Consider the following 18,545-nt stretch of genomic DNA (forward strand, 5'->3'; position numbering starts at 1 on the left):
CCCTCTCCCCCTCGCGATTCACGAACCGCACCGGCCCGGGAGGCAGTTCAACCGTCATCACGACCCCATCCCCTACGCCGCACGACCCGCCCGACCACGCGCGTCCCGACCGACTTCAAGATCCCCCACTCTAGGGCTTCCCGCCTCGACCGGGACCCGAATCGCCCCGATGGTTCACCCGCCGAACATGGCACTCACCACAGCGCGCCGCGGGAAGGCGCCGGCCGCCGCGGTCGTCGGGGACCGGGGCCGGTCCGGGGCCGGTCCGAAGGTAGAGGCGGGCGCCGCCCGGCCCCCTTCGGGGTGGGTGGCGCCCGGTGGTCGGTCGCGGGGTCGGGGGCGCGGTACTACCAGCGATACCAGCGGCCCCGGCCACCGTGGGAGTGGGTGCCGCGCACCAGGAATCCCAGCAGCCACAGCACAAGCACGACGATGGCGACCCACCAGATCAGGTGGAGTGCGAATCCCACGCCGAAGAGGATCAGCGCGAGCAGAAGAACAACGAGCAACGGTCCCATGGCGATCAGCCTCCGAAAGAGCGCCTGCCCCTGCCCGGGGCGATCATGCGACGACCCGCACACCGCGTGCCGGCGGCATACGGGGATGCCGCGCCCCGGATGACCCTGCCGCCCGGCCTGGCGAGTGTCCGGCGGGCATCCGGCGAGTGCCCGGCCAGGCGCCGGATGGAGGCCCTGCCGGCACCAGGTGGACTTCGGGCGGGCACCCGGTGCGGCGGTGTGCGGGCACGGTCGGGATCGGTCGCGGAATGCCCGACCCGCACCATAAGTCCGTAAACATCATAAAATTCCCCGTATGGACCTCAGACGGCTGGACGACCTGACGGAACGGACGCCGCCCCTGGCGCTCGCCATCCCGCTCGCCCTGGTGGTCCTCATCACCGTCGCGGACGCGGTGTCGCCGAACGATGTCTTCCTCAGCCCCATGCTCGTGGTCGCGCCGGCGCTGACCGCGTCGTTCGCCGGGCCGTGGCGCACGGCGGTGATCGCCGTCGTGGCGGTGGGCGCCCAGGCGTTCGTGGTCTTCGTGACCAGAGGCTCGGGCACGGTGGCCCGCGTGTGGCAGCTGGTCGCGCTGATCGTGCTCTCGGTGCTCCTGGTCTTCTTCAGCTACATCCGCGACCGGCGCAGCCGGCAGCTCAGCCGGGTCAGGCTCATCTCCGAAACCGCCCAGCGGGTCCTGCTGCGGCCGCCGCCCGAGCACGTCGGGCCGCTGCGGATCGCCTGGCTGTACCTCGCCGCCGAGGACGACACGCAGATCGGCGGCGACCTCTTCGCGGTCACCCGCAGACGCCCCTCCACCAGCCGCGTGATCATCGGTGACGTCCGCGGCAAGGGGCTTCCCGCGATCGCGGAGGCGTCGGCCGTGCTGGGCGCCTTCCGGGAGACCGCCCGGTACTGCGACACGCTGCCCGAACTCGCCGAGGCCCTGGAGGAGCGGGTCAGCCGGGACATGGAGGAGGTCGCAGACAGCCAGCAGGACCCGGGCGAGCACTTCACCACCGCGCTGCTGCTGGAACTGCCCGACCGCGACGGCCCGGTCCGGATGGCCAGTTGCGGCCATCCGGCCCCGCTGGTGATCGGCGCCGACGGCCAGGTCACCGTCACCCGCTGCGCCGCCCCCTCGCCCCCGCTGGGCGCCGGCTTCCTGTCGGCCGTCGGGGTGCACCCCGAGGAGATCGCCTACGACGACGGCGACACGCTGCTGCTCTACACCGACGGGCTGATCGAGGCCCGCTCGCGGCAAGGGATCTTCTATCCGCTGGTCGAACGCGTGGCGACCTTCCCCCCGGCCCTGACCCCGGAGGCCCTGCTGCGGCACCTGCGCCAGGACCTGCTCGCCCACACCGGCGGCAGTCTCGCCGACGACGCCGCCCTGCTCGCCATCACCCGTACGGTGCAAGCGCAGGGGGCCGCGCCAGGCTCCGGAGCCTCGTAGGAGGTGCACCCGGCCCGTACGACGCTGCGCCCCCCGCTCAGCGCGGACGGTCGCGCCTGCGCCGGAACCACGGCCGGCGCGGCGGACCACCAGAACCGCCCGGACCACTCGGACCGCCCGGACCGGGCGACGGGGACCCTCCGGTCGCGCCCGCGCCGGGACCCGCTTCCGGGCCGGCGCGATCCGCCGGGTGCAGCCCCTCCTCCGAGTACCGGGCCGTGGCGATGGCGTCGACCGTCTGCTCGTCGGTGAAGTTCTCGGAGCCGGGGATGTGCGGGACACAGCCGATGAGCACGCCGTCCCGGATCACCTGCGCGTCGAGCCCGGTGGCCCCGCCGGGTGTCCATACGGCTTCGCTTCCGTCGCCGAGGACCACGCGGATACCGAAGCTGTATACGCCGGTCTCAGTTCGATGGGCCATGACGTCTCGCGCGCGGAGTTGGGAGACCATGCGGTCGATACGGTCGGCTTCCATCGTCTGAGTACCTCGCTTCCGGCCTGCGCCGGCGTCACCCTTTCCTTCGGCGCCGGCTGGCAGTCGGTACCACCGTTTCCACGGTACTGCGGGGGCGCGCCACCGGACGGCGGACCGATCGCCGGGCCGGACCGGGCCGAGCCGGAACCGAACCCAGCCGCACAGCACAGCGCACCGCCGGAATCAGGCGCCGCCCCGCCGCTCCCCCACCGTCCTCGCGTCCCGCCGGCGCGAGGTGACCGTGAGGCCGAGCCAGCTCGCCCAGCCGATCGGCTGGAGCGCCCAGTAGCTCAGAATCCGGTACAGCAAGGTCAGCGCGATCGCCTGGTCGGCGTGCAGCCCGTAGTAGACCAGCAGCGCGGCGAGGCTGGTCTCCACGATGCCGAGCCCGCCGGGCGTCAGCCGCAGCGCGCCCGACATCTGGGTGAGGGTGTAGGCGACCATCACCCCGCGCCAGGGCAGGGTGATGCCCAGCCCCCACGCGCACGCGACCAGGCACGCCGCGTCGAAGAGCCAGTTGCCCAGGGCCAGCGCGAACGGCGGCAGCCACGGGCGCACCCCCGGCCGCACCTCCCGCACCTCCCGGACCAGGTGGTAGAGCCCGTCCTCGATGTTCCACAGCCGGCGGGAGCGGACCCCGATACGCCTCCAGACCCGCCACGCCCGCCGCCGTACGGGCGCGAAGCGCGGCAGGACCGTCGCGGCGACCGCGAGCAGCACGAGGGCGGCGGTCAGCCAGAGCACGGCGGTGCGCAGGCCGGAGGGCCCCGCCTTGCCGCTGGCCAGGACGCCGGCCACCAGCAGCAGGAACAGGCTGGTGGCCGACATCAGGCCGGCCACCGCGAGGGCCGCCCCGGCGAGCGCCAGCGACACGCCGCGGCGGCGCAGTTGCCCGTACAGCCACGCGGCCGCGAACGCCGCGCCGCCGGGCAGCGCCCCGGCCACGGCGTTGGACGCCACCACCATGGCGCCCATCCGGGCGAGCCCCAGCCGGGCCCCGCCCAGCCGCAGCAGCCGCCATTGCAGCGCCGCCAGGCAGGCCAGGGAGAGCACCTCGAAGAACGCGGCCAGTCCCAGCGGCGCCGGGCGGACCACCGCGATCTGGTGCAGCGCCAGGACAAGGTCGTGCCGCCGGTCCACCGCGAGGGCCACGGCGGCGCCCACCAGCACGGCGGAGAGCACCCACCACACCGGGTGCCGGACCCGCCGCCGCGCCCGCGCCGAAGCCGGATCGGCGCCCTCGGCGCCGCCCGTTTCGTCCGTTCCGCCCCTTTGGTTCACCACGCGAGACACGGTACGGCCGGGTCGCCGCCGACACCGTCAGGCCACGGCAGCGCCGCCGCCACCCGCCACGCGGACCGCACCCACCACGCCCACCACGCCCACCGGACTACACGTGGTACGGGACGTTCGTGACGACGATCTTCGGCAGGGTGCGCAGTGCCCGTTGCAGCCGGCTCGCGGTACGGCTGTGCAGCACGCGGTACCGCCGGTGCCGCGTCACGATCTCCGGGACGATGATCGTGAGGGTGAGCTGCGGCTGCTGCTCGTGCAGCGCCTCGATGTAGTGGACCAGCGGGGCCACGGTCGCCCGGTAGGGCGTGACGAGCACCTCCAGCGGCAGGTGGTCGCCCCATACGTGCCAGTACTCGCGGAAACGTTCGGCCTCGCCCTCGCCGGGGCTGAGGTGCAGCGCGAGGGCGGGCTGGCGCAGGGACGCGGCGTAGGCGAGTGCCCGCATCCCGGCCAGGTCCAGCGTGGAGATCGGCACGATCGCCAGGTTCCGGATCTCCTCGGGGCTCTCCTCGTCCTCCCGGACCGTCCCGTTCGCGTGCGCGGGCGCGGGCGGCACCGGCGCGGCCGGCGCGGCGGGAGGCGCCTCGGGCACCGGCACCGGCGGTACGGCTCGTGGCTCATCGTGCGGCGGCCCGCCGGGCGACGCGGGCACCTCGATCGCCTGCGGGTGCAGCCGCAGTGCGGCGCGGACCTCCTCGTAGTGGTGGTGGATACGCGTGGTCACCAGCAGGAACAGGCCGACGGCGAGGATCGCCACCCAGGCGCCCGAGGTGAACTTGGTGATCCCCGCGGTGATGAAGACGAGCGCGGACAGCACGCAGCCGGTGGCGTTGAAGAACAGGCTCTTGCGCCAGTGCCGGTCGCGCAGCCGCCACCAGTGGCGCACCATCCCGGCCTGGGACAGCGTGAACGCGAGGAACACCCCGACCGCGTAGAGCGGGATGAGCGACGTGGTGTTGCCGCGGAACGCGACGAAGACGACCGCGGCTGCCACCGACAGCACGCCGATGCCGTTGCTGAAGGCGAGCCGGTCGCCCAGCCGCAGGAACAGCCGCGGCGCGTGCCCGTCGCGGGCCAGCAGGAACAGCACCCGGGGGAAGTCGTTGTAGGCGGTGTTGGCGGCCAGCAGCAGCACCGCGGCGGTGGCGACCTGCGTGAAGACGTACATCGGCCCCGAGCCGAAGCTGCGGTGGGCGAGCTGCGACAGCACGGTCTCGCCGGAGCGGGGTACCACGCCGTCGAGGCGGGCGATCGCCGTCACACCCGCGAACATCGTGATCAGCAGGCAGATCATCCAGGTCAGGGTGGTGCGGGCGTTGCGCCACTCGGTCGGCTTGAAGGCCGGGACCGCGTTGGAGATCGCCTCGATGCCGGTCATGGCCGTGGAGCCGGAGGCGAAGGCACGCATCACCAGCAGAATGCTGACGCCCTCGGTGGCGTTCAGATGCGGTGCGGGCGTGGCGTGGAAGCCGCGGTCGGCGGCGTCGGTCAGGCCCACCGCCACCAGCGCGAACATCGCGATGATGAAGGCGTAGGTCGGGGCGGCGAACAGGGCGCCGGCCTGGCGCAGCCCGCGCAGGTTCCCGACCAGCAGCAGCGCGATCACGCCCGCGCCGATCGGCACGACGTACGGGGACAGCGACGGCAGCGCGGAGGTGATGGCGGCGACGCCCGAGGCGATCGACACCGCGACGGTGAGGATGTAGTCCGTCATCAGCCCGGCCGCCGCCACCAGGCCCGGCACCCGGCCGAGGTTGTCGCCGGCCACGATGTACGACCCGCCGCCGTGTGGATACGCGCGGATCGTCTGCCGGTAGGACACCCCGACCGCGAGCATCAGGAACGCGACGGCCGCCGCGATCGGCGTGGTGTAGTTCAGGCCGGCGGTACCGGCCAGCACCAGCACGGCGAGCAGGGCCTCGGGGCCGTACGCCACCGAGGACAGCGCGTCGGCGGAGAGCACCGGCAGCGCCACCAGCTTGCGCATGCGCTCGCGCGTGACCGCGGTGCTCTTCAGCGGCGCCCCGATCAGCGCGTGCCGGACGCGGTAGGCGGCGCGGGCCGTACCGGAGGAAGGCCCCTCCTCGGCCGGGGTGGTCCCGGTGCCCAGGGTCGCCACCCGGACCATGCGGCCGAAGCGGTCGGGCCCGACCTCCTCGGCCGGCGGGAAGCCGCCGAGGTCGGGATCGACCGGCAGCGCGTGCCGCTGCTTGCCCGCGTCGTCCGACACCCGCGCCCATGCCTGCCCGACCTCGCCCAGCACCCGGAGCTGGTCCTCGTCCAGACCGGGCAGCATCTCCGTCGGGGTGGGCACGCCACCGCCCGCACCCGGGGCGCCGCCACTACCGCCGATATCACCGTGCGCAGCTTTCACACGACTCAGTGTCACTCAAGCGGGGGGTGCGAACCCGCTTCCCGCGCGGACGACCCCGGCGGCGGTGCCGCCGGGGTCGTCCGGACCGATGGCTCAGGCGTGCAGCCCCATCTCGGCGGAGAGCTTCGCCAGGGCCTCCAGCCGGTGCTCCAGGCTCGGGTGGGTGGAGAAGGCGGTCGCCAGGGCCGAACCCTCCTTCAGCGCCGGGGTGAAGAAGAACGCGTTGAAGGCCCGCGCGGTACGCAGGTCCTCACTGGGGATACGGGCGATGGTGCCGCTCACCTTGACCAGCGCGGACGCGAGTTCGGAGGGCCGGCCGGTCAGTTCGGCCGCGCTCCGGTCGGCCGCCAGTTCGCGGTAGCGGGACAGCGCGCGGATCAGCAGGAAGCTCAGCGAGTAGACCACCACGGACACCGCCATGATCATCGCGAGCAGCAGCAGGGTGTTCTGGTCGCGGCGGCCTCTGCCGAACAACTCCGAATAGAAGGCGAAGCGCACCAGCAGCCCCGCGAGCACGCCCAGGAACGAGGCGATGGTGATCACCGCGACATCCCGGTGCGCGACGTGGGACAGCTCGTGGGCGAGCACGCCGTCCAGCTCACCTGGCTCCAGGCGCCGCAGCAGGCCGGTGGTCACGCAGACCACGGCGTGATCGGCGCTGCGGCCGGTGGCGAAGGCGTTCGGCAGGTCCATCTCGGAGACGGCCACCTGCGGCTTGGGCATGTCGGCGAGGGCGCACAGCCGGTCGACCGCGCCGTGCAGCTCGGGCTGCTCCTGCGGGGTGACCTCGTGCGCGTGCATCGCGAACAGCGCGATCCGGTCGGAGAACCAGTACTGCGCCGCCAGTACGGCGACCGCGATCACCACCACGACCACCACGGACTTCAGCAGCGCGATGAGCACGGCGATGAACGCCACGAACACCAGACCGAGCAGGAAGATCACCGTCAGCATCCGGACCGTGAGCTTCCAGTCGGGCGCGAATCGAGAGCGCACGACCGCTCACCACCTCGTCTCCACGGAGCCGGAACCGACGAACCGGCCCAATTCCCGCGGCCCCCGACATCGGGTCGGAATCCCGCCACTGTCCAGTGTGCTCCGCTTTCCGGGGCGACGGCGGGGCGACGGCGCCGCGAACCCGCAGGCCACCGCCCCACCGGGCGCGGCGCACGCGCGGCGCGTTCGCGCGGGGCGACGCGTTCGCGCGGGGCGTCCGCACGAGGTCCACCCGGGGTCCGCCCCAGGTCCGCACCGGGCGCCCCCGCTCCTCCCCCGCGGCCGGCCCGCGCCGCCCCCGTGGCCGGATTCCGCCGGCCGCAACCCATCCGGGCGCCGACCGCCCGTGTGTCTGCGCACCCGCGGGCGGGGCGTCCGCGCCGCGCGACCGGCTCCGTATCCCATTCTGATGGGGCGTCAGCCGCACGGCTGACAGGTGGCGTCGAGAGGCGGGCGTTGCGTTCATGAGCTACCGGCTGCGTGCGGGTTGGGCTGCCGCGGTGTGCGCCGCGTCCTTCGCCATGGTGTGGGTCATACAGCGCGCCACGCACGTCTCGCTCATCGACGTCATGGTCTACCGCGCGGCGGGCCGGACCGTGCGCGGCGGCGGCGACCTGTATGCCATACACGCCACCTCCGCGATACTGCCGATGACGTACCCGCCCTTCGCCGGGCTGCTGTTCGTCCCGCTGACCTGGCTCGACGTCGCCCATATGCGTACCGCCGCGACCGCGGGGAACCTGCTGCTGACCGTGGTCCTCGCCGCCCTGTCGCTGCGCCTGGTGCTGCGCCGGCGCCCGGGCGCGGCGGCGGTGCTGGGCACTGCCGCGTGGGCGGCGTGGAGCGAACCGGTCTGGACCACCCTCCGCTACGGCCAGATCAACCTGCTCCTGGTGTGCCTGGTGCTGTGGGACTTCACCCGCCGGCCCGCCAACCGGTGGGCCGGCATCGGCGTCGGGCTGGCGGCGGCCATCAAGGTCACGCCGCTGCTGTTCCTGGTGGTGCTGGCAGGGGCGGCCGCGGCCACCCGCGGGCGCGGCACCCCATGGCTGCGCCGCTTCCGCACCGGCACCGGCACCTTCGCCGGCGTCACGCTGCTGACCGCCGCGGCGCTACCGCACGACTCGTTCCGCTACTGGACCAGCTGCGCCTTCGCCCCCGACCGGGCCGGCTCCGCGGTGAACATCGCCAACCAGTCGCTGCGCGGCGTCGTCGCCCGGCTCCAGCACACCGCGCACCCCACCTCCGTGTGGCTGGCCGCCGCCGTCCTGGTCGCCGTCGGCGGCACCCTCGTCGCGGTCACGGCACTGGCCGCGACCGACCGGGTGCCGAACGCCACCGCGTGGGGAGTGGTGGCCTGCGGCGTCACCACGCTCCTGGTCAGCCCGATCACCTGGACCCACCACTGGGTGTGGGAGGTGCCGATGACGGTCCTGCTCGTCCACGAAGCGCTGCGCCGGCGCGATCTGCGCTGGGCGCTGGGCGCGGCGGCGTGCGTGGTGGTCTTCTGCTGCGACGTCGTATGGACCCTCCCGCACGGCGCCGACCGGCCCGAACTCCACGAGAACGCCGGCCAGATACTGCTCGCCGCGAGCTATCCCCTGGCCGGGCTCGCCTTCCTCGCCACGGCCGCCGTCGTCACGGTGCGGCCCCGCGCGACCGCCCCGGCGGAGACCACCACCGTGTACCCGTGACGGCCGCGGCCGGCGCGCCGGCCGGCGGGCCGCACGGACGGGAGACCCCATGAGCGTCGCCTCGCAGAGCAGGCTGGTCGTCCTGGCCCGGGAAGCGGCCAGGTTCGGCGCAGTGGGCGTCAGCGGCATCTTCGTCAACCTCGGCGTGTACAACCTGCTGCGCCGTTACTCCTCCCTGCTCGTGCTGCAGGCCGGCGTGATCGCCACCGTGGCCGCTGTCATCTTCAACTACGTCGGCTTCCGCTACTTCACCTACCGCGACCGCGACCGGACCCGCCGGCTGCGGCGGCTCATGCTCTTCCTCGCCTTCAGCGCGGTCGGCGTCGTCATCGAGAACGGCGTCTTCTACGGCGCCACCCGCGGGCTCGGCTGGAGCAGCCCGCTGCGCAGCAGCACCGGCAAGTTCGTGGGGATCGCCCTCGCCACCGCGTTCCGCTTCTGGGCCTACCGGACCTGGGTCTTCACCGTCCTGCCCGCCGCCCAGGACCCCGCCCCGCAGGCCGCCGAGGAGTAACGACCTGGTGCACGATAGGTGGCGGGCTCGCGACGTCCTGTGACTCCGTCTGCGGCGTTGCCGAAATGCTCGTGCACCAGGTCGTAAGAACCGGCGGCCGGAACGCGGCCGCGAGGAAGCCGGTCGCGCTCAGCCGTCCGGCCGTGCCCGCGCGGGAGCGGACGGGAGCAGACTGGTAGGGGAAGGCGTGCCGCCGGCTGGCGGGAGCGCCGTCCGTGAACGGGCGTGGGAGGTGCGATGAACGGATCGCTACCGCTGGGCCGGATCGCCGGTGTACCGCTGAGGATGCACTGGAGCGCTCCACTGCTGATCATCGTCCTGAGCTTCGGGCTCGCCGGCGGGGTGCTCCCCGCCTGGGCCCCGGGCCATTCCGGAGCGGCCTACGACGCGTGGGCGGTGGTCGGCGCGCTGCTGCTGATGGTGAGCCTGGTCGCGCACGAGGCGGCGCACGCCCTGGTGGCCCGCCGGGCCAAGGTCGAGGTCGAGGACGTGACGGTCTTCGCGCTCGGCGGGGTCACCAGGATGGGGTCGGCCACCACCCCGCGCAGCTCGGGCTGGATCGCCGCGGTCGGCCCGCTGACCAGCCTGTTCCTGGGCGGGCTGGGCCTTGCCGCGGCGGTGGTGACCGGCGATGTCCTGCACTGGACGCTCTTCGCCGCGCTGCTGGCCTGGACCGGCTGGGCGAACGTCCTGCTCGCCGCCTTCAACCTGATCCCCGCCGCCCCGCTGGACGGCGGCCGGGTGCTCCAGGCGGTGATCTGGCGGGTGCGCGGCGACCGCGAGAAGGCGGCCCGGATCGCCGCACGCTGCGGGCAGGTGGCCGGCGCGCTGATGGTGGTCGGCGGCTGGATGGAGTTCCTCTACGGCGGCGCGGCCGGCCTGTGGCTCGCGCTGGTCGGACTGTTCGTGCTGATGGCCGCCCACTCGGAGGTGCGCCGGTCGGTGCTGTTCGAAGCCGTACGAGGAATACGGGCCGCCGACGCGATGCGGCCGGTGGCCACCGGCCAGGACTGGCAGACGGTCGACCGGTTCATCACCGAGACGATGCCGCGCGCCGCCGGGCAGGTCGTCGTGCCCGTGACGGACCTCGACGGCCGGCCCAGCGGCGTGATCACGGTGCCCGCGCTGAGGGCGGTCCCCGCCGCGAACCGGGCCGAGGTCCGCGTCCGCGACATCTCCGCGCCCCTGGAGAGCTGCACGCTGGCCGAGCCCGACGACCAGGTGACCGACATCCTCGACAACGCCGTGACGACCGCGGGCCGCCCGATCCTGGTGATGGCGGACCGGCACGTCGTCGGGATGATCACCGCCGAGGACATCATCGGCTTCACCCGGCGGCCGCGCCCGCCGGCGTGGCCGCCCCCGCCCACCGCGCACGGCGCCGGGCACAGCCGCTGACGTGGCCACCGGTCCGGCCGCACCGGTGCAGCCCGTGCACGGCTCCGAACGGCTCCGAACGGCTCCGAACGGCTCAGCGATAGAGGCGCGACACGTTGTCCCGCGGGGCGGGCTGGTGCTTCACGGCCGGTCCCTCGGCGAACCCGGTGAGGACGTTCTCGGTGACCTTGGTGACGAATCCCCGGGTGCGGACGTCCATCTTGTGGTCACGGCCGTCCAGGCCGGTGCCCGCCATCAGCCCCTCCACCCAGCGCATGGTGCCGGTGGCGAAGACGCCGGCGCCGCTCGGCACCGTGTAGTACGCGGAGTCGGAGTAGCTGTGCTTCCCGTGGCACACCAGCGGCGAGTGGGCGACGACCTCGATGTGCCGGGGCGTGGGCGAGCCCGGGGTGACCCGGTCGTACTCGACGCCGACCAGGTGGGCGAAGCTCTCGCCGCGGCGCACTTCGGTGCCGCGGAAGGCCCAGTGGTCGGGGTTCTGCACGACGTAGGGCGCGTCGGTCGGGAAGCCCTCGTAGAGGACGCCGGTCAGCGAGGACTCGGGGTCGGCCCCCGGGCCGGTACGGAAGTCGGTGGTCGCCATGTGCGGGTGGTCGGCCAGGTACGGATCGGCGTAGAAGTCGCTCTTGTAGCAGATCACCGCGGGCGGCGCGGTGGCCGCGCCGGAGGCCAGCCGGACCCTGCGGAAGCAGGAGTTGGCGCCCAGGAAGACCAGGTTGGTCCCCGCGTCGCGGGCCGCCGTGACGTGCTGCCGCTGCTCCGGGGTCCAGTACTCGTCGTGGCCGAGCGCCACCGCGGTGGTCGCGCCCTTCAGCACGCTCGGGTCGCGGTGGACGTCCATCCCCGTGGTGTACGCCAGCGGGATGCCCGACCGCTCGGCCAGCACCACCGCGGCCCGCTCGTAGACCAGGAACTTCTCGGCGCCGTTCTTGGCGTAGGGCCGCTCGAAGGAGACCTCGTACGCCCGGCGCGCGTACGAGCCGTCCGCCCCGTAGTAGAGGCAGTTGCCGCCCCAGTCGTTGTACGCCTGCCAGGTCGCCGGGGCGTGCATGAGGAGGGTGCGGCCGTGGGCGTCGGCCGAGCGGACCACCAGGGGGACGTACCGCTGGTGCCCGCTGTCTGCCTCCAGCCGCAGCAGGTAGGCGCCCTCCGGCCAGCCCTTGGCCGAGATCTCCAGGCTGCGGTCCCAGCCCGCGCGGATCATCCGCGTGTCCACGGTGGTGCTGTACGGACCCTGCCGCCGGCCGGCCACCGTGTGCGAGGCCCACACCAGGGCCGCCTGCGCGCCGCCGTACCAGCCGACCCGGAACGCGGAGACGCGGAACGAACGCGCCGTGGTCGACACGTGCAGCGCGAAGGACTCCCCCGGCAGCACGCTGACCCGGTCGGCGTAGCCCTCGATCGCGTGGGGCGGGCCGATCGGGCCGAGCCGCCAGTCGTCGGTGCCCTTCAGCGCCGCATGCCCGGTGAGCCGGTACGTGCCGGGGTCCGGCGCGGGGGGCGTGGGGCGCGCCCGGTGCGAACTCCCGCTGCAACCGGCACTCGCGACGACGACCAGCCCCGACGCCGCGACCCGCAGCACCCGCCGCCGCCCCGGCCCCTTCGCCGTGCCGTCCTCCACCGGGCCCGGCGAAGGCGGCGGATCTGTCGGCCCCGGCCAACTCGGCGGCCCCGGCGGGTCGGTGTCGTCGGAGCTGCCCCAGGACGCGTGATCCTCCCCGCTGTGCATGACGCCGCCCCTCTCCGCCCGTGTCCGCCGCTCGCCGCCTCGATCCTGCGGCAGCCCGCGCCCCTGAGCGACCCGGACACGGCCGAACGGCGCCACCGTACGCCTCTGCGCTCTCACCGATGCCGGCCCGTACGGTCACGGGTACGCCTTCTACGCCATTCTCGGCGCCGCTGGCCTCCTCCGGTACCGCCCCGCCCTCCACGCCCCGGCTCCCTGACGCCACTCGGGGAACTGCGGGGGCCCCGCGGATGAGAAGGTATGCGGTGTGGGCGGCGGACCGGGGGCCGCCGCTGGCCTCCTCCGGTACCGCCCCGCCCTCCACGCCCCGGCTCCCTGACGCCACTCGGGGAACTGCGGGGGCCCCGCGGATGAGAAGGTATGCGGTGTGGGCGGCGGACCGGGGGCGCCGGACGCGTCCTGGTTGCAGCGGAAGCGGAGAGACCTATGAGCACGCCGGACGGCGGCAACGGTCGGCGTGACGGGTACGAAGGTCCGTACGGGGACAACGGTTACCCGCAAGGCGGATACGAGCAGAACCCGGGCCCGTACGAGGGGTACCAGCAGGACCAAGGTCCCTACGGCGGATATCAGCAGAACCCCGGCCCGTATGAGGACTACCAGCAGAACCCCGGTCCGTATGACGGCTACCAGCAGAACCCGGGTCCTTACGGCGGGTACGAACAGCAGGGGCAGGGCGGCCAGTACGGCGGGTACGAACCGCAAGCCCCGTACGCGCAGGAGCAGTACGCGCAGGAGCAGTACGGCCCCTACGGATACAACTCCGTCCCGCAGCAGGGCGTGCCGGACCCGGACCCGTACGCCCACCTCTACCGCGACGAGGACGCCGACTACTCCCTCTACTACGCGCCGAACGTCTACGGCGGGGCCGGCGGCGACGTGGCGGCCGAGGCGACCGGGACGTTCCCGGTGATCGACGTGGACCGGGCGCCGCCACGGGAGGCGGGGCGCGCGCCGGCCGCGGACAGCACCGGCAAGAAGTCGGTGCTCGGTTCGAGCGCCGTGATGGCGATGGGCACCATGGTGTCGCGGGGCACCGGCTTCGTCCGCAACATGATGATCGCCGCCGCGATCGGCCAGGGCGTGATGGGCGACTCGTACCAGGTCGCCTACACGCTGCCCACGATGGTGTACTTCCTGGTCGGCGGCGGCGCGCTGAACGCGGTGTTCGTCCCGCAGCTGATCCGCAGCATGAAGAACGACGCGGACGGCGGCGAGGCGTACGCCAACCGCCTGCTGACGCTGGTGATCACGGCGCTCGGCGGTGTGGTGCTGGTGATGGTGGTGGCCGCGCCGCTGCTGGTGCGGATGCTCTCCCCGTCGCTGATGTCCACCCCGACCAGCGCGCACGTCACGGTGGACATGGCGAGGTACTGCCTGCCGACCATCTTCTTCATGGGCGTGCATGTGGTGGCCGGCCAGATCCTCAACGCGCGCGAGCGGTTCGGGGCGATGATGTGGACCCCGGTGCTCAACAACGTCGTGGTGATCTTCACCTTCGGGATGTACATCTGGGTGTTCGGCAGCTTCGGCCACTCCGCGGTGAGCCCGAGCACCATCTCCCCGCAGGGCGTACGGCTGTTGGGCATCGGCACCCTGCTCGGCCTGGTGGTGCAGGCGCTGTCGATGATCCCCTACCTGCGCAAGTCGGGGCTGCGCTACCGCCCGCGCTTCGACTGGCGTGGCCACGGCCTCGGGCACGCCGCCAAACTCGCCCGCTGGACCTTCCTGTTCGTGCTGGCCAACCAGGCCGGGCTGATCGTCGTCACCCAACTCGCCACCGCCGCCGAGAAGTCCGCGGCGGCGCACGGCTTCGCCAGCGGCACCGGCCTGGCCGCGTACACCAGCGCCCAGACCATCTGGCAGCTGCCGCAGGCGGTCATCACGGTCTCGGTGATGAGCGCGGTGCTGCCCCGAATATCCCGCGCCGCCTCCGACGGCGACGCGGCCGCGGTCCGCGCCGACATCTCGCACGGCCTGCGCACCTCGGCGGTGGCGATCGTGCCGGCCGCCTTCCTCTTCCTCTCCCTCGGCCCGTGGATCGGCGCGCTGATCTACGGCACCGGCGCCAACGGCGGCCGCTCGGTGGGCTACATGCTCGCCGCGTTCGCTCTCGGCCTGATCCCGTACTCGGCGCAGTACGTCATGCTGCGCGGCTTCTACGCCTACGAGGACACCCGGACGCCGTTCTTCAACACGGTGTGGATCGCCCTGGTCAACGCGGCCGTCGCCGGCGTGTCCTACCTGGTGCTGCCGCCGCAACGGGCCGTGATCGGGATGGCGTTCGGCTACGGCGTCGCGTACTTCGTCGGCCTGATGGTGGCGTTGCCCCGGCTGCGGCGCCGGATCGGCACCCTCGACGGCCCGCGCATCCGCCGCACCTACGGCCGGTTGGTCGTCGCCAGCATCATCCCCTCGGTGCTGAGTTTCCTCCTCGCCCGGACCACCGAGAGTGCCCTGGGCGGCGGTCTGCTCGGCGCGGCCGGCGCACTGCTGATCGGCCTCGTGGTCCAGATCGGCGTCTTCCTCGCGATCGCGAAGCGGATGCGGATCGAGGAGCTGAACGCGCTGCTGGGAATGGTGCGCGGGCGGCTGGGACGCTGACCGCCGCCGGCCGCCCGAAGGGCCGGCCCGCGAACCCCACCGCGACCTCTTCCTCCCCTTCGCCGACGACGACGAGCAGACCTCGGTGATCCTCAGCAAGGTCCTCCTCCTCGCCGATGACGAACACATGGCAGACCAGGACATAGTGGATCAGATCGCCCGCGTCACGGCGGCAGTTGACCGGTGAAGAGATGCCGCATGACAACCGTTCTGAAGAAGTGGGAGTGTGCGGGAAGGTCGGGGGTAAGAGGGCGAACAGCAGTTCCGACGACCTGGGGTGATGACATGACGGTGGCCACGCAGTCCGCAGAAGCGTCCGTCCAGCCTGCCGCGACGGGTTCCGCTACCTCTCCCGGTGCCCCCGAGTTGGGCGCGCACGCAGGGAGCGTCGGTGAACTGCCCTGGATCGAGGAGGCCGGCAAGGTCGCCCCGAAGGACGCGCGGGCGCTGTCGAAGCTCTTCTTCGAGCGGCTGCAGACCCTGGAGGAGGGCACCCGCGAGTACAGCTACGCGCGGAACACCCTCATCGAGATGAACATGTCGCTGGTGCGTTTCAGCGCCCGCCGGTTCCGCAGCCGCGGCCCGGAGGAGATGGAGGACATCCTCCAGGTCGGCACGATCGGGCTGATCAAGGCGATCGACCGGTTCGACCTGAGCCGCGAGGTGGAGTTCACCACCTTCGCCGTGCCGTACATCGTGGGCGAGATGAAGCGGTTCTTCCGCGACACCAGCTGGGCCGTGCACGTGCCGCGCCGGCTCCAGGAGTTGCGGGTGGAGCTGGCCAAGGCCCGCGACCACCTCACCGCGGTGCTGGACGCCAAGCCGTCCGTCGCCGAGCTCGCAGCCTACCTGGAGATCGGCGAGGAGGACGTCATCGAGGGCCTGGTGGCGTCGAACGGCTACACCGCCGGCTCGATCGACCTGCCGGCCGGCGACGAGGAGGGCGGCTCCGACAGCAGCCGGCCGTACGCCGAGTCGATCGGCGCCTGCGACCCGGCGATGGAACTGGTCGAGGACTTCCACGCCCTCGCGCCGCTGCTCGGCCGGCTGGACGACCGCGAGCGCAGCATCCTGCGGATGCGCTTCGCCGACGAGATGACGCAGGCCGAGATCGGCGCCCGGCTGGGCTGCTCGCAGATGCACGTCTCCCGGCTGCTGTCGCGCACCCTCGCCAAGCTGCGCACCGGGATGCTCACCGAGCGGTGAGCCGCCGCCCGCGCACGCACGTGAGCTGCCGCACCCACTTGAACCGCCGCACGCGCCAGAGCCGCCGCACGCCCGTGAGCCATCGCACGCGCTGAACTCCCCTTCGACGACGAGCCCCGCACGCCGGCCGCGCGGGGCTCGGTCGTGCGATCGTCACACGAAATGCCCCCATACGCGCCAAGCGCACGGCATGTTCCGCGCGTCCCGGTCGGCGCCGGGGCACGCGGCCAGCACCCTTGGGCCATGAGGCACTGGCTCGGCGGCACGCACGGCACGCAGACCTCGGGCGCCGGGCGCGAGCAGCTCTTCCTGCTGCTGGCCGGGCTGGTCTGCTCGTTCCTCTTCATCCGGTTCAGCGTGCGGATGATCCGGCGGCAGGTGTCATGGTGGCCGGGGAACGTGCAGCCGGGCGGCATGCACATCCATCACGTGGTCTTCGGCCAGGTGATGATGATCATCGGCGGGGTGGGCGCGTTCGGGATCAGCGGCGGGCCGGTGGCGCACGACGTGCTCGCGGTGGTCTTCGGGATGGGCTGCGGGCTGGTGCTGGACGAGTTCGCGCTCGTGCTGCACCTGGAGGACGTGTACTGGAAGGAGGAGGGCCGGCGGTCGGTCGACGCGGTGATCCTCGCGGTCGCGGTGATCGGGCTGCTGCTGGCCGGCGAGGCACCGCTCGGCGGCTACGTCGGCGGGCGGTCGTCCGGGTCGTACGTGGTGGCCGCGCTGCTGCTCGGGTTCGTGGTGCTGTGCCTGCTCAAGGGCAAGGTGTGGACCGGGCTGCTGGGCGTGATGGTGCCGGTCCTCGCGGTGGTGGGCGCGCTGCGGCTGGCCCGGCCGCACAGCCCGTGGGCGCGCTGGCGGTACACCGCGCGGCCGCGCCGGATGGCGCGGGCCGAACGGCGCGAGGAGGGCGCCCGGCGGCGGGTGATGGCCGCGAAGACCGCGGTGATGGACGCGGTGGCCGGGGCGCCCACCCCGGTGTCGCTGGCGAAGAAGCCGTCGGTGGTGCCGACCGTCGTCGAGGTCCCGCCGTCCCGGCTGGAGTTGCTGCTGGCCCGGGTGCTGGGGCCGCTGCGCGGGCCGGGCGCGGTCGTGGCCGTGTGGTACCTGCGGCTGGCGGCCGCGGTGGACCTCGTCAGCGGGCTGGTCGGCCCGTTGCGCGACCGGGTACGGGCCGCCACGGGCGGCGACCACGTCTCCGCGTTCCTGGTCAGCCCCGGATTCACCGGCGCCGCGCTGGCGTTCGTGCTGTCGGTGAGCCTGCGCCGGCGCAAGCGGGCGGCATGGCTGCTCACCACGGCGGCGACCGCCGCGTACACCGTCGCGATCGCGATCGCCGTCGCGGCGATGCCGGGGGCGCACCGGTACGCGCTCAACTGGCTGGCCATCGCACTGACGTTGCTGCTGCTGGGCGCGCTGCTGGTGTCGCGCACCGCCTTCAACGTACGCGGCGAGCGGCGCAACATCGCCGTCGGCCTGCTCAGCCTGGTGGTGGGGGCGACGGTCGCGGTGGGCGCCGGCACCCTGCTGGTCCACGCGACCGACCAGGACGCGCCCGCCCGTTGGGGCCCGAGCGCCCGGTACGCGGCGGTGCGGACGCTGACGCTGACGGCGATCTTCGACCACCCCGGGATCAGGGTGCCGTGGTGGGCGGACCTGCTGGTCAACCTGATCAGCGTGGCGCTGCTGCTGCTCGTGGTGCTGGCGTTCCTGCGCGCCCCGCGCGGCCGGGACCGGCTGCTGCCCGCGGACGAGCGGCGGTTGCGGGCGCTGCTGCGGGCCGACGGCGGCCGGGACTCCTTCGGGTACTTCGCGCTGCGCCGGGACCGCGCGGTGTGCTGGGCGCCGGGCCGGGAGGCCGCGATCGTGCACCGGGTGGTGAACGGTGTCACGCTCGCGGCCGGTGACCCGGTCGGCCCGCCGACCGCGTGGCCTGCGGCGGTCGCGCACTGGCTGGACACCGCGCGCGAGCACGCCTGGGTCGCGGCCGTCGCACACGCGGGCGACAGCGCCGCGGGCGTCTACACGGCGGCCGGGCTGCACGGCTTGGACTCCGGCGTGGAGCCGGTGGTCGAGGTCGGCGCGCTGCCGGCCGGGCCGGCGGAGTTGCGGCGGGCGATGGCGGGGGCGGGATACGCGGTGGTGGTGCGCCGCCAGCGGGAGGTGGCCGAGGAGGAGTGGGTGCGGCTGCGGCAACTCGCCGACGCGTGGCGGCGGCACGGCCGGGCGGCCGGCGGGGTGCGGTTGGGGCGGCTCGGCGATCCGGCCGACCCGGGGTGCGTGAT

General features: G+C 73.3%; 13 protein-coding genes and 1 pseudogene. 8 read left to right on the forward strand and 6 right to left on the reverse strand.

What is annotated here, in order from left to right; all coding sequences use genetic code 11:
* Nucleotides 1–347: 347 nt before the first annotated feature.
* On the reverse strand, nt 348–518 hold the full coding sequence (locus AC13HU_RS10160; RefSeq protein WP_483041456.1) for a hydrophobic protein: 171 nt from the start codon (nt 516–518) through the stop codon (nt 348–350).
* A 295-nt stretch (nt 519–813) separates the two neighbouring features.
* Here AC13HU_RS10160 and AC13HU_RS10165 point away from each other — a divergent pair, with 295 nt between their 5' ends.
* Nucleotides 814–1,956: a PP2C family protein-serine/threonine phosphatase gene (locus tag AC13HU_RS10165; protein WP_483041457.1), complete on the forward strand. Its 1,143-nt coding sequence runs from the start codon at nt 814–816 to the stop codon at nt 1,954–1,956.
* Nucleotides 1,957–1,993: 37 nt separating this feature from the next.
* Here the strand turns inward: AC13HU_RS10165 and AC13HU_RS10170 are convergent, their stop codons facing one another.
* From AC13HU_RS10170 to htpX, 4 genes are all read right to left on the reverse strand, one after another.
* Nucleotides 1,994–2,431 (reverse strand): hypothetical protein, encoded by a 438-nt coding sequence (locus AC13HU_RS10170; RefSeq protein ID WP_483041458.1) that lies wholly within the window; start codon nt 2,429–2,431, stop codon nt 1,994–1,996.
* Between the two features lie 183 nt (nt 2,432–2,614).
* A complete protein-coding gene (locus AC13HU_RS10175; RefSeq protein ID WP_483041459.1) occupies nt 2,615–3,715 on the reverse strand; it encodes a lysylphosphatidylglycerol synthase transmembrane domain-containing protein in 1,101 nt (366 codons plus the stop codon).
* A 106-nt stretch (nt 3,716–3,821) separates the two neighbouring features.
* Complete coding sequence (locus AC13HU_RS10180) at nt 3,822–6,023, reverse strand: APC family permease (RefSeq protein ID WP_483041468.1); 2,202 nt, start codon at nt 6,021–6,023, stop codon at nt 3,822–3,824.
* Nucleotides 6,024–6,194: 171 nt separating this feature from the next.
* Entirely contained in the window at nt 6,195–7,097 is a 903-nt protein-coding gene (gene htpX / locus AC13HU_RS10185) for a zinc metalloprotease HtpX (protein WP_483041460.1), read from the reverse strand.
* Nucleotides 7,098–7,561: 464 nt separating this feature from the next.
* Between htpX and AC13HU_RS10190 the strand changes: the two genes are divergently transcribed.
* The 3 genes from AC13HU_RS10190 to AC13HU_RS10200 all read left to right on the forward strand — a co-directional run bounded on the left by AC13HU_RS10190 (nt 7,562) and on the right by AC13HU_RS10200 (nt 10,703).
* Nucleotides 7,562–8,791, forward strand: coding sequence for a glycosyltransferase 87 family protein (locus AC13HU_RS10190; RefSeq protein ID WP_483041461.1), 1,230 nt, complete (start codon nt 7,562–7,564; stop codon nt 8,789–8,791).
* 49 nt (nt 8,792–8,840) lie between these two features.
* Nucleotides 8,841–9,305 (forward strand): GtrA family protein, encoded by a 465-nt coding sequence (locus AC13HU_RS10195; protein WP_483041462.1) that lies wholly within the window; start codon nt 8,841–8,843, stop codon nt 9,303–9,305.
* A 237-nt stretch (nt 9,306–9,542) separates the two neighbouring features.
* Nucleotides 9,543–10,703, forward strand: coding sequence for a site-2 protease family protein (locus AC13HU_RS10200; protein WP_483041463.1), 1,161 nt, complete (start codon nt 9,543–9,545; stop codon nt 10,701–10,703).
* Between the two features lie 73 nt (nt 10,704–10,776).
* Here AC13HU_RS10200 and AC13HU_RS10205 read toward each other — a convergent pair whose 3' ends face one another.
* Complete coding sequence (locus tag AC13HU_RS10205; protein ID WP_483041464.1) at nt 10,777–12,432, reverse strand: N,N-dimethylformamidase beta subunit family domain-containing protein; 1,656 nt, start codon at nt 12,430–12,432, stop codon at nt 10,777–10,779.
* Between the two features lie 444 nt (nt 12,433–12,876).
* Between AC13HU_RS10205 and murJ the strand changes: the two genes are divergently transcribed.
* The 4 genes and pseudogenes from murJ to AC13HU_RS10225 all read left to right on the forward strand — a co-directional run.
* Entirely contained in the window at nt 12,877–15,054 is a 2,178-nt protein-coding gene (gene murJ / locus AC13HU_RS10210) for a murein biosynthesis integral membrane protein MurJ (RefSeq protein ID WP_483041465.1), read from the forward strand.
* Nucleotides 15,055–15,097: 43 nt separating this feature from the next.
* Nucleotides 15,098–15,241, forward strand: a pseudogene (locus AC13HU_RS10215) (DUF7737 domain-containing protein); the annotation flags it as partial.
* A 98-nt stretch (nt 15,242–15,339) separates the two neighbouring features.
* Nucleotides 15,340–16,260 carry a SigB/SigF/SigG family RNA polymerase sigma factor gene (locus tag AC13HU_RS10220; protein WP_483041466.1) on the forward strand — a complete coding sequence of 307 codons (921 nt, stop codon included), beginning with the start codon at nt 15,340–15,342 and terminating at the stop codon, nt 16,258–16,260.
* Between the two features lie 243 nt (nt 16,261–16,503).
* On the forward strand, nt 16,504–18,545 hold a 2,042-nt coding region (locus AC13HU_RS10225; protein WP_483041467.1), incomplete at its 3' end, for a phosphatidylglycerol lysyltransferase domain-containing protein.

The organism is Streptomyces sp. NH27, assembly GCF_056859195.1.